At 43.7% G+C, this 12924-nt stretch carries 8 protein-coding genes and 1 pseudogene; 2 read left to right on the top strand and 7 right to left on the bottom strand.

What is annotated here, in order from left to right:
* Positions 1–40 precede the first annotated feature (40 nt).
* From EQY75_RS04920 to EQY75_RS04950, 7 genes are all read right to left on the bottom strand, one after another.
* Complete coding sequence (locus EQY75_RS04920) at positions 41–1747, bottom strand: sodium:solute symporter family protein (RefSeq protein ID WP_129603400.1); 1707 nt, start codon at positions 1745–1747, stop codon at positions 41–43.
* Between the two features lie 104 nt (positions 1748–1851).
* On the bottom strand, positions 1852–4389 hold the full coding sequence (locus EQY75_RS04925) for a PIG-L family deacetylase (RefSeq protein ID WP_129603402.1): 2538 nt from the start codon (positions 4387–4389) through the stop codon (positions 1852–1854).
* Between the two features lie 77 nt (positions 4390–4466).
* Positions 4467–5012, bottom strand: a complete 546-nt coding sequence (locus tag EQY75_RS04930) for a mechanosensitive ion channel domain-containing protein (RefSeq protein ID WP_129603404.1) — start codon at positions 5010–5012, stop codon at positions 4467–4469.
* A 5-nt stretch (positions 5013–5017) separates the two neighbouring features.
* Positions 5018–5911, bottom strand: a complete 894-nt coding sequence (locus EQY75_RS04935; RefSeq protein WP_246020010.1) for a septum formation inhibitor Maf — start codon at positions 5909–5911, stop codon at positions 5018–5020.
* Positions 5912–6001: 90 nt separating this feature from the next.
* A complete protein-coding gene (locus EQY75_RS04940; RefSeq protein WP_129603408.1) occupies positions 6002–6601 on the bottom strand; it encodes a Maf family nucleotide pyrophosphatase in 600 nt (199 codons plus the stop codon).
* Positions 6594–7121, bottom strand: a complete 528-nt coding sequence (locus EQY75_RS04945; protein ID WP_129603410.1) for a KdsC family phosphatase — start codon at positions 7119–7121, stop codon at positions 6594–6596. The genes EQY75_RS04940 and EQY75_RS04945 overlap by 8 nt, the downstream gene beginning before the upstream one ends.
* Entirely contained in the window at positions 7105–7869 is a 765-nt protein-coding gene (locus EQY75_RS04950; RefSeq protein ID WP_129603412.1) for a Rossmann-like and DUF2520 domain-containing protein, read from the bottom strand. Before EQY75_RS04950 ends, EQY75_RS04945 begins: the two co-directional genes overlap by 17 nt.
* 141 nt (positions 7870–8010) lie before the next feature.
* Here EQY75_RS04950 and EQY75_RS04955 point away from each other — a divergent pair, with 141 nt between their 5' ends.
* Both EQY75_RS04955 and EQY75_RS04960 read left to right on the top strand, forming a co-directional pair.
* Complete coding sequence (locus tag EQY75_RS04955) at positions 8011–11187, top strand: cytochrome c biogenesis protein (protein ID WP_129603414.1); 3177 nt, start codon at positions 8011–8013, stop codon at positions 11185–11187.
* A 309-nt stretch (positions 11188–11496) separates the two neighbouring features.
* Positions 11497–12905 (top strand): annotated as a pseudogene (locus EQY75_RS04960) (MATE family efflux transporter).
* Positions 12906–12924 lie beyond the last annotated feature (19 nt).

Here is a 12924-nt window from a genome sequence, read left to right on the forward strand (position 1 = left end):
TGGAAAAATTCTGATAAAAACCCTTGCGATGCAGGGGTTTTTAAGTTTCTAAAGGCGGGTTTCTCAATACCCGATCAAATCCTTCGAGAGCCATAGCCAGGAGGATCACCAGTGTACATCCGAAGGCATTGAGCCAAAGGTAAGACATCCAATCTCCCAGGAAGCCCACAATAACAACGATCTGAGTGATGATCGCTGCAACAAAAACGGCATTTCCTTTTACAAATTTAAAGAAGAAGGCAAGGAGGAAGATCCCGAGAACGTTTCCGTAAAAAACAGAACCTATAATATTTACCAACTGAATGAGGTTGTCAAACAAGTCGGCCACTCCGGCAATACAAATTGCAATAATACCCCACATCAGGGTGAAGCCTTTGGATACCCTTACGTAGTGTTTCTGAGTAAACTCTTGCTTCTTGTTGCGTTTATAGAGATCGAGGGCTGTAATCGTCCCCAGGGCATTTAATTCTGAAGCGGTAGAAGACATGGCTGCCGACAGGATCACAGCCAGTAATAGTCCTATCAGGCCTTTAGGAAGGTTATTGAGTATAAAGTGAATAAAGACGTAGTCCTTATCATTTGTCTGAACCAGATTATCAGCCTGTTCAATGAGTAACTTCGCTCTCTCCCTGTTTACTCTCTCTTTTTGATTGACGTTAAGAATATGTTGTTTGGCCTCTACCGTAGCGGCGTATTCCTTTAATTTCAAAGCGGCATAGAACTCATCCTGGGCCATCAATTTCTCTGTTTCTATTTCTTTGTGTCTCTCTTCCAGTTCTTTGTAATCTTCTGCAAAATCAGAATTTTCCACCGCGATACGGGCCGCTGGATTAAAATTGACCGGGGAAGGATTATACTGATAGAAAACAAAGACCATAACCCCCACAAGCAGGATAAAAAACTGCATGGGAATCTTAAAGATGCCGTTGAAAATTAAGCCGAGCTGACTCTCCCGTACCGACCTCCCTGAGAGGTATCGCTGTACTTGACTCTGGTCTGTGCCAAAATAGGCAAGGGCGAGGAAGAAGCCCCCGGTTATACCACTCCAGAAGGTATACCGGCTTGAAGTATTCAGATCAAAATCGAGGATATTTAACTTTTCACTGGCCCCTGCAATTTTTAAAGCATTGCTGAATGTCAATTCGGGGGGCAGTGCTCCCAGGATAAAAAAGAAAGCGATGAACATCCCGGTCATGATGATGATCATTTGTTGTTTCTGTGTAACACTTACTGCCTTGGTTCCACCCGATACGGTATAAATGATAACCAGGATACCAATGATGATATTTAAGGTAAGAAGATCCCACCCCAGTACGGCAGAAAGAATAATTGAAGGGGCGTAAATGGTAATACCTGCAGCCAGGCCTCGTTGTACGAGGAATAAGATGGCGGCCAGGGATCGCGTTTTGAGATCGAATCGCTTTTCGAGGAATTCGTATGCTGTGTAGACCTTGAGTTTATGGTAAATGGGAACGAAGACAAGACAGATGACGATCATAGCCAGTGGAAGGCCGAAATAGAATTGCACAAATCCCATTCCGTCGTGGAAGGCTTGGCCGGGTGTTGACAGGAAGGTAATTGCGCTGGCCTGGGTGGCCATTACGGATAAACCAATGGTCCACCATCTGGCCTGATTACCTCCAAGGACATAGTCGCTGACGTTTTTACTACCCTTGGTTTTCCAAACGCCATAGATCACTATAAACAATAAAGTCCCGGAGAGTACAAACCAGTCTAAATTTCCCATAGATCAGGCGTTAGATATCATAATGAAATAAAAAATAAGGATGTAAAGAGCATTCAGGATGATCACCAGGGAATACTCTCTTTTCCATTTTTTTACTTCGTCCATTATTTACCTTTTACAGGAATTTCATTTTGCACTTCAGCTTTGTTTTGGGACAGCATATTGGCGAAGAGTTTAAAGGCTCCGGGGACTCCTGCCGGTAACTCTCTGAAAAAACTGAGGCCGGTATAAATGTACGTTCCTTTTCCATAGGAGGCAATCAAAAGACTTCCTTCTTTTTCAGATTCACCCGGATCGGCCATGGATAATACCGGGGAAAAGGCCTTGTCCCACTGATCAGGGAAATAGAGGCCACGCTCTTGAATCCAGCCATCAAAGTCTTTATCTGTGATTTGGTTGGGGAAGCTCATTAACGGATGCCGCGGCATAAGTATTTTCACCGGGGCATCCTCATCTGTAACCCTGTCTCTCGAAACATTGAGCGGGTAGGGGGCCAGATTGTCAAATTTAAGGCCACTCCGTCCCGAGGTATTGTATTGAATGATCAGATTTCCTCCCTCTTTAACGTAGTCGAGCAAGGCATTTTGCTTAAATTTCATCTCGTCTACAACATTATACGCTCTGATCCCGACAACCACAGCATCATATTTAGCAAGAGATCCTTTCTGAATATCCTCGGGAGAAATAGTGTAGACCGTATATCCGATTTGTTCCAGGCTTTGGGGAATATCATCACCTGCGCCCATAATGTAACCTATATTTTGCCCGGATTTTTTAATATTTAACCGAACTACCTTTGTTTCAGCAGGCAGCAAAACAGCCTGAGAAGGGATGTGGTCGTAAGCTATGGTTATCAATTCCTTGTTTAAGACTTTATTACCAATGGTAAGTACCGGTGTAATTATGCCTTCACTTTCATCATCGGGCGGAGTGATCACAAATCGATAGATCTTTTCTTCGCCATCCTTGGAAAGTTCAACCGGTATTTGTGCTTTGTCTACATTCCACCCGACAGGAACAGTAAGACTCAGACTTCCCCTGACATTATCCATTAAGGCCTTCACAGAGACTGCAATCTCCTTTGGGTCGGCGTCAGAGAAGATAAAAACCTTGTCTGTGATGGATGCCGATGCGGCGGGTAAGACATTAAAAGGATTATAAAGTTCTCCTTTATCGGGACGGGAGAAACGATAGATCAATGGTTTTTCGATGGATATGGCTACGCCTTCAATTTCCAAATTAAACTTCGCTTTAAAGGCAGTTGGTGTTTCCGGCTTACCTATTAAATTTAAATCATCGACTTTATACATCCCAAGGCTGCCTTTTTCCCTGAGCCAATAGGGGCCTGAATAGTTTGTTTCTGCAGGAATCTGGAACAGGAAGTCATAATTCTTCTTTTGGTTATTCACCAATTTTTCTTCGGGTTGAAGGCGGGTTCGACCAGCAATAGAAATTGATTTAAGCACTATTGAAGCTTTACTTCGATTTATGGCTTCAATAGTCACGTTTTCAGTATTTCCAGGATTTGAATAAGAGGATTCAGCTGAAGCTTCCAGGTAGAGTCCCGAGACGCTGGCTATGATCTCCTCTAGCTCTTCTAACTTTATCCGTTTCCAGTGTCCATCCTGCGTTTTCGACAACAAGGTATAAGCCGTGAGTAGATCGTTAAGATGAGTGGAAGGGTCTTTAAAATTAAAACTGTTTTCCACCTTGTATAGGAGATCTCCTATAGCTTTTCCTCCCTCGATTCGAGACCAGGAGGTGTCAATTCCTTCAAAAAGATTGGAGGGATCTTTTTCGGGCATTTCTCCTTTGAGTAGTTCAATGTATTCTCTTTCTGCTCCCCTTGAAGTTAAGCGGCCAAAACCCTGGCACAAATGCTGGCTGCTTGCCAAAGAGGCAATTTCATTGTTTGATATTCCTAACATGGGGAAGTATACTCCTGTATTCAGTTCTAGGAGTCTCGACTTATCGGCTTTAGCAAAATTTTCCTGACTTCCATAAAACCACCATGAGGTATTAAAAAAAAGTCGTTTAGGACTCCAGGGGTCCAATTCGCCGAGTTGGTCAGAATAAGCCTCTTTATCTCCTGCAAGATCGAATGCTTCAACGCTGAGTATGGCTGAAGAAGTATGGTGGCCATGAGTGGATCCCGGCGTGCGGTGGTCAAAACGATTGATGATCACATCAGGTTTAAATTGACGTATAAGTCGAACCACATCCCCCAACACCACGTCCTTATCCCATAACCTCAAAGTTTCATCAGGATGTTTCGAATATCCAAAATCATTAGCACGGGTAAAATATTGTATCCCGCCATCCACCCTTCTGGCTGCCAGCAGTTCCTGAGTACGCAATACTCCTAAAAGCTCTCTTAATTCCGGCCCAATAAGATTCTGCCCCCCATCGCCCCGGGTAATGGAGAGATATGCAGTTCGGGAATGTACTTCATTTGAGAGATAAGAAATAAGTCGGGTATTCTCATCATCCGGATGAGCCGCGATATACATTGCGGAGCCCAGGAAATTGAGTTTTTGTAAACTGTGGAAAATGTCTGTCGACGAAGGTCTGTCCGGCGCCTGGCCGAAAGTAAAACCCATAACCATCAGAAAACAGAGAAGTAATCTCAGTCGGTAGCGCATGATTGGTTGAATTGCTTGATGCCCAAAGATAGAAAGATATACAGGGTCTGAGAGGTTTTTAAAAATTCTTTAACAGCCTAGATGGCGTCACTACCATCATTATCGAGGTCCTCATCGGAAATTACGCACACCGCTTTCTGAAGCATCAGGTTGTTGGGGTAGGTGATCAATTCTCCGTTTTCCCTTCGCAGGTGAATATGGTAGGCCTTGATATCTTCGATGAGATACGTCCCTGAAGTCTCAAGGTCCTTATCCATGATCTGGATCCGGTCTCCTATTTTAAAAGGAAACGAAAAGAAGAGAATAATGCCGGCGGTTACATTACTTAAAATGGACCACTGGGCAAATAGGGCCACCCCGATAACCGCAAATACAGAGGAGAAAATAAGGCCGAGTTCCCTGATGTTAACACCCCAGATCAGGATGAGGGCCACAACGGCGAAAACCCAAAAGGCAAAGGAAATATACTTGCTTACCAGGCGTGTCCTGGCCTCGTTGAGGTCACTGATACTGCCAACTTTCCTAACGGCCTTATACGTTATAAAACGCAGGATCAAAACCATCATAAGGGTAACAATTGATCCTAACAATTCCCTTGTGTGGTCAAAAATAAAATCTTCCATTTAACTTATATTCCCAATGAATCGCGTAAAGATACATCCTCATTTCCATTTCTTCGCCAATAAGGAGTTTTTAAAGATTCTATTTTTGTCGCTTTTGTGGTAAGTATTTTTGGAGATGGGCCAAAACCACTGGGATAGGTATCAGTCCAGGCTTGAATCTCATGTGGAAATGAAGAATTAAAAGTAATTTTTAATTCACGTTGCAGCTCAGGATAGGTTAGCGTGTAAACAGACCTTTCGTCATTTTTTTCAATTTTAGCTACTGCTTTGTAAGCCTGAATGGGTTGGTGTACCAGTCGCAGGTATTCCAGGGAAGGGATCATATTGATTTCACCCTTGGGAAGGGCTTCCGGATTGATCCGCAATCTGGACCATATTTCGTTTTCCAAATTGTTTTTTTGGAGTTTTAGCTTTTGATCTCCTTCTGCTTCAAAATAGGAGAACGACTGTATTTCAAATTCCTCTCTGTTGTTCAATTGCGCATAAACCTGACCGCACCATTCTTGAATGGAGGAAGTCACCTTTATGGCATGCTGGTTATCGGCAACGGGATAAAAAGTACTGCTCATTATGGAGTACGGATATATCCCGGTCAGGAAGTTTTTTGTCGCATTTAGTTTTAATACCGAAACGTTTGAGGGCGAGCTTTGATCGGCCTTCACCTGTTTTTCCGGAACGAAGGGCTCAGTTACAAAGATCAGGACGGCTTCCCCATCTCTTATTTCACCGTATCTCGCCTGCTCTAGTCGGTACGAAGTGATCTCTGCTTCGCCGGCAAACCAGTATTTTTTAAAATCTTCAGACAGGGGCCTGGCTTCCTCCTTCCCAAATTCGGAATTTGAAGCTGTTTCCGACGTAACAGAAGCTATTTCTTCTTGTTTTTCCTTGCAAGACCCCATCGAAAGAAGTACTGTGAAAATGAAAATAAAAGAGCGAAAATTCGTTTGAAATACCATGCTTAAAATTTTCGCAAAGGTACCCAAACAAGGTCAGGAGGCCATGTCCATTAACGTTTTGTAAACTAAATGTGTAGGTAGCCCAACCACATTAGAGTAGGATCCTCGGATTTCTTCAATGGCAATATTCCCAAGCCATTCCTGAATTCCATAAGCGCCGGCCTTGTCAAAAGGCTCAAAAGCAGTCGTGTAGAATTCAATTTCTTCCGCTTCTAATTGTTTAAAGAGCACTTCAGTAGTGCAATTCATGATTTTTTGTTCCTCGGATGTAGAAAAGCAAACACTTGTAATCACTTCGTGCCAGTCATAAGATAGTTTCATTAGCATATCCAGAGCTTCCCCTTTATTGGACGGCTTAGCAAGGGATACGCCCTTGTGCCATACCACGGTATCTGCTGTGATCAGTATATCACTCTTCTCTAACTTTTGGGTCAGGTTAACCGTTTTTAATTGTGCGAGATAATCAGATATTTCTGCGGCTTTCAGGTGTTCCGGATAAGTCTCTTCCACATTGTTCTTTACAAGTTCGAAAGAAACCCCCAACGCTCTCAAAAGTTCCTGCCGACGAGGAGATCCCGAAGCCAGAAATATCCTGAAATCTTTTAGTCTATCGCTTAGCGGATTCTCAATCATTGGCTGCACTAAAATTTTGATACCAATCGCCCCTTACTTTCAATACCTGTTCAATAACATCACGAACACAGCCTTCTCCTCCATTTCTATGTGAGATATATTTAGAAATGGCTTTGACCTCAGGGGCTGCGTTCTGTGGGGCACAAGGCAATATCACTTCTTGCATGGCAGGGATGTCTGGAATATCGTCTCCCATATACAAAACGTGTGCTGCCGGGATTTCCTTTTTCTTTAAAAAATCGTTCAGGACCTCCACCTTATTGTGGGCACCCAGATGAACCTCCTGTACTCCCAGGCCCTTTAAACGTTTCCTAACCCCTTCGTTTGTGCCGCCTGTAATAATGCAGATATTGTATTTTTTTTGAATCGCAGTTTTTACGGCATAACCGTCCATAATGTTCATTGCTCTCAATAAATCCCCTTCCGAGGTCACCAGCACCTTGCCATCTGTAAACACTCCATCTACATCAAAAACAAAAGTTGAGATCTGACTCAGATAGGCCTTATAACTTTTTTCCATAGGTTTCTTGTATTGATTCGCTTAGGGTTGTATAGACTTCTTTTAGCTTTTTGTTATTGAGCATATTCAGATGCTCTTCAAGGATATTAACGTCTCCCCTCCGCGCAGGGCCGGTTTGGACTTCGTATGGCGAAAAATTCATGATCTTATTACAGCTTTCGCGGATCAGGGGTCGTAAAAGGTCGAATGGTACCTCATGATCCTTGCAAATTTCCGAAGCGAGGAAATACATATGATTACTGAAATTATTTGCGAATACGGCAGCGAGGTGCAGTTGTTTCCGCTGTTCAGAATCGATTCTTTCAACACGGTCTGAAATACAGCGGGCCAATTGATGTAAGACCTCGTAATCCTCCTGCTGAATTGCTTCCACACAGATGGGTATCTCCCTCCTTTTTTCCGGGACAATGCCACTCAGCGTTTGCAAAGGATAAAGAACACCTCTTCGCAGGTGTTTTGGAAGTACTTCTATACTTATGCTTCCTGCTGTATGTACGAGTATTCCCTTTTTAATATTCAAGCGATGCGATACCTCTTCTATTGCATTGTCATTGACTGCGATAATGCAAACATCAGCCTCTTTTAGGTTTTCAAAGTTGTTGCTAACAGGAGTAGATGCGCTAAAATGTTCCAGTGCTTTTTCATTTCTACCCACCACTTGAACCATTTCCACCGAAGGATCTGAGATAAACACATCAAACAGAAATTTGCTGATATTCCCTGTGCCTATGAGGATGACTTTAAGCATGCCCAAAAGTACAATTTTTGACAAGGATTAACTTAGTAAAGAATTAACAATAATGTTTAACTTTTTATGGCAACTTCAACCCCTTAAAAAGGCAGAAAGGCCGTATTTTTGCACCTCATAATGGGCAAATAGTTCTTATTGATGATGGAGACCTTAAAAAAGATCCTTTTTTCTACCCGCCTTATGGCGGTTCTATTTTTGGTTTTTGCAGCCGCAATGGCGATCGGCACTTTTGTCGAGAGTATGTATAGCACGGAAACCGCCAAGATCTGGATTTACAATGCCACGTGGTTTGAGGTGATCATGATATTTTTCGTGATTAATTTCATGGGAAATATGTTTAGATACCGACTTCTTCAATGGAAGAAATGGCCGGTCCTTACCTTGCACCTTTCCTGGATTCTTATCATTATTGGGGCAGGGGTTACCCGTTATATAGGATACGAAGGGATGATGCCGATCCGGGAGGGAAATACAGAAAATGTCTTTTATTCTGATAAAACCTACCTCACCGTGCTGGTCGACGGCGAGATGGATGGCGAGCTGAGGCGGAAACCGCTTCAAGATAACCTCATCGTAACACCAGAGGCTATTCAGGCTAGTTTGCCCTGGAGGGATGATTTTGACGGGCAGGAGTTTGAGATAAAATACGCGGGATTTATACAGGGCGCCAAAAAGGGCCTGATCCCTGATGAAAATGGATCAAATTTTTTAAAGATCGTCGAAGCCGGTGATGGAAATCGCCACGAGCACTACCTCGCTGAAGGAGAAATTGCTAATATCCACAACGTACTGTTCTCGCTTAATAAGGCGACCGATGGTGCGATCAATATTTTTACAGACGGAGAAGAGTATCAGATAAAGTCACCCTTTGTGGGGAGTTTTATGCGGATGGCTGATCAATTTCAGGGCAACCTCTCCGTCGATAGCCTTCAGACTTTGCAGCTGAGGTCCTTGTATTCCATAGGGACGATGCAATTTGTGATACCAGAGCCTTTGATCAAGGGTACTTACGGGATTGTACCCATTCCCGAAGAAGAAGAGAATCAGAACGCCCAGGATGCCTTAATCCTTGATATAACGACCAATGGTGAGACCGTTAGAAAAGAAGTGTTAGGAGGGAAGGGCAGTAGTAATTACATGGATAAATTTACTCTCGGCGGCCTCGATTTTACCCTTGGATATGGGTCAAAGGTTTATGAATTGCCTTTTAGCATAAAGCTCAACGATTTTATCGCTGAAAAATATCCCGGCACCGAAAAGGCCTATGCTTCCTTCATGAGCAAGATTACCGTGGAGGATGAACGCCCGTTCGACTATGATATTTACATGAATCACGTACTGGATCATGAAGGGTATCGATTTTTCCAGGCGAGCTTTGATCCGGATGAGAAAGGAACCGTCCTCTCTGTAAATCATGACATGCTGGGTACCTGGATCACTTATACAGGCTATTTTCTGCTTTATCTCGGACTTCTGGGAATTATGTTCTTTGGGAAAACCAGGTTTAAAGACCTCGCTAACTCCTTGGAGAAACTGAGGAAGAAAAAAGCAGCCATCGCTACGATAGTGCTCTTAGCGCTCTGTACACCTCTTTTTGCTCAGGAAGCGCCTCAAGCTGATGATCATATACGCAATAATGGTCCCTCAAAAGCACAGCTCGATTCCCTCCTCACCAGTACTGTAATATCCGAAGAGCATGCGGCAAAGTTTGGGAAACTCATTATTCAGGATGAGGGAGGCAGGATGAAGCCGATAAATACTTTTGCTTCGGAATTACTCCGAAAACTCAGCCTAAAGGATACTTATAAGGAGATGAATGCTGACCAGGTTTTTCTTTCCATGATGCTGAATCCGGCACTTTGGTATAATACTGATTTTATCGCCCTGGATAAGAAAGCCCAAAATGACAGTATTCGCAAGATTATTGGGGTGCCTCAGGGACAAAAATTTATAAAAGCCACCGATTTTTTCGATGCACAGGGCCGGAATAAATTAGCTCCTTATCTACAGGAGGCATTTGCCACGCAGACGCCCAATAAGTTCCAGCAGGATTTTAAGGACGCCTATTTCAGGTTGAGTTTGTTGGATAGGGCCCTGAGTGGTGAGATCCTGAAAATTTTTCCACTCCTCAACGACGAAAATAACAAATGGATCTCTGCAATGGAATATCGCAGTGGAAAATATCAGATCGGAGATTCGCTCTATGCTAATTTTATTCAGAATGCCGTTCCGTACTATCTGATTTCCCTGAGGGAAGCCAAACAAAGCGGGGACTATTCAGAAACGGATAAAATTCTCGCCGCTTTTCAACAAAATCAAAAGAACCACGGCTCGGAGGTGCTGCCTTCGCAAAACCGGGTAGAAGCTGAGGTGATCTACAACAAACTCGACATCTTTAACAGGCTTTATAAATACTACGCGCTCGTTGGTATCCTTATGTTTTTCGTTCTGGTATTACGAATCTTTAAGGACCGCGAAATTTGGAAGGTTGCCACCTATTTCTTCAAAGGAGTTATCATTCTCTTCTTTATCTGGCATACGGCCGGACTGATAATGAGGTGGTATATTTCGGGTCACGCACCCTGGAGTGATGCTTATGAAAGTATTTTATACGTTTCCTGGGCTACTCTAGCCATGGGGCTGTCCCTGGGAAGAAAGAGCGATATGACCATAGCAGCCTCAACTTTTGTCACTTCCATGTTACTCTGGATCGCACACCAGAGTTGGGTAGACCCGGCTATTGCCAACCTGGTACCCGTTCTCGACAGTTACTGGTTGATGATCCACGTTGCTGTAATTGTAGGTAGTTACGGGCCTCTAACGGTAGGGATGATCCTTGGAGTGGTCTCTCTGTTACTTATCATCCTCACGAATAAGAAAAATAAGTCCCGAATGGACCTCACTCTGAAAGAACTTACCATCATCAATGAACTCACCTTAACAGTGGGCCTGATCATGCTTACCATTGGTAATTTTCTCGGTGGGCAATGGGCAAACGAGAGTTGGGGCCGGTATTGGGGCTGGGACCCTAAGGAAACCTGGGCCCTAATCTCCATTCTGGTCTATGCCTTCGTCATCCATACCCGGTTGGTACCTGGCTTAAGGGGAAAATGGTTGTTTAACTTCTTGAGTATCCTCGCTTTTGCCAGTATTATGATGACGTATTTTGGCGTAAATTTCTACTTGGTAGGATTACATAGTTATGCCAGCGGGGCACAGGTGATCACCCCTTCCTTTATTTGGTACACGGTGGTAGGGGTCATGGCCTTAGGAGCGCTGAGCTACTGGAGGTACAAGGTTCATTACGCAAAGTAGCAGATTTAGTTATCCGATTTCTTCATAGATGATTAGTGGAAATACTGATAGTACGGTAAAACCGGACTAAGCACAAGATTTGATACAGGAATTCAAATAGCAGATAATCAGTACTTTACATATTTTATCTCTCCTTTTTTATTTGATAATTCTCAATAGTTAAAAAAAATTCTGCATCTTTATCTCATTATGAAGTAATAGAAATTATGTTCCGCAAAGTTGCTTTTCCGGATGAGGCAAAGATCTGATCGATCTTTTCCTCTCCAATTAAAGGCACTTTGTTCTTCACCAAACATAAATTTCTAAGCTATGTCATCTTCTCATAAAATCACATTTAAAAAACTATACAGTTCATTCCTGATCGCGGTAAGCGGGAAAGAAAGTGAATTTACTTCGGGTAGCCTTCGAAAGGCCATCTTTATGCTGTCTATTCCTATGATCCTGGAAATGATGATGGAATCAATCTTTGCCATTGTCGATATTGCCTATGTCTCTCAAGTTAGCGTCAATGCAGTTGCCACCATTGGCCTCACCGAATCCGTCGTGACCCTGGTGTATGCCCTGGCTATTGGGTTAAGCATGGCCGCAACGGCAGTAGTTGCGAGGCGGATAGGGGAGAAGGACAGGGAAGGAGCAGTCAGGGCAGCAGTCCAGGCCATATTTTTAGGTATTTTCATCGCCCTTGTCATAGGGGTGTTTGGGCTGATATATTCCAAGGAAATACTGGCCCTGATGGGGGTTCACCCGACCTTATTGCTGAAGGACATGGCTACACAAAATATCTCCTGGGAGGCAATATCACCATTGTACTGCTCTTCCTGATCAATGCCATCTTCAGGGGTGCAGGGGATGCTTCAATCGCCATGTGGACCCTCATCCTCTCTAATGGCCTGAATATCATACTGGATCCGATCTTTATATTTGGCCTTGGGCCGATACCCGAATACGGCGTTATGGGCGCAGCGATAGCCACCAATATTGGGCGGGGAAGTGCTGTAATCTTCCAGCTTTATATTCTGTTCAGGGGCGGGAGTAAGATTAAGATTGCCTTTTCAAATATCGTGTTGAGGTTTAATATTATGCTCAATTTAATCAAGGTTTCCCTCGGTGGAATTGCTCAATTTCTTATTGGTACCTCCAGCTGGGTTTTCCTGATGAGACTGATGGCAGAATTTGGCAGTGAAGCCCTTGCCGGTTACACGATCGCTATCAGGGTAATGATGTTTACCTTTATGCCTGCATGGGGTATGAGCAATGCTGCTGCAACACTGGTAGGTCAGAATCTGGGTGCTAAAAAGCCTGAAAGAGCTGAAAAGTCGGTTTGGATCACCGGGAAATACAACGCCATCTTTATGTTCTCCATATCCCTGATTTACCTCCTTTTCGCAAGAGGGATCATCGGTTTATTCACGGAGGAAACTTCAGTTATTGAGAACGGAGCGCTGTGCCTGCAGGTCGTTGCCGCGGGCTATGTATTTTACGCCTACGGGATGGTGATTACCCAGGCATTTAATGGGGCAGGTGATACCGGGACGCCTACTAAGATCAATTTTATTGCGTTCTGGCTGATTCAATTGCCCTTTGCTTATCTGGTTTCCCTCTATCTCGATTGGGGAGCCCTGGGGGTCTTCCTTGCGATAACCCTTGCCGAGGTTATACTCTCAGTAATTGCCGTGATCTGGTTTAGAAAAGGCTATTGGAAGCGAACAGTGGTTTAAGTGAAATTTGTACCTTTAG

The sequence above is a fragment of the Muriicola soli genome (assembly GCF_004139715.1).
GTDB classification, from domain to species: Bacteria; Bacteroidota; Bacteroidia; order Flavobacteriales; family Flavobacteriaceae; genus Muriicola; species Muriicola soli.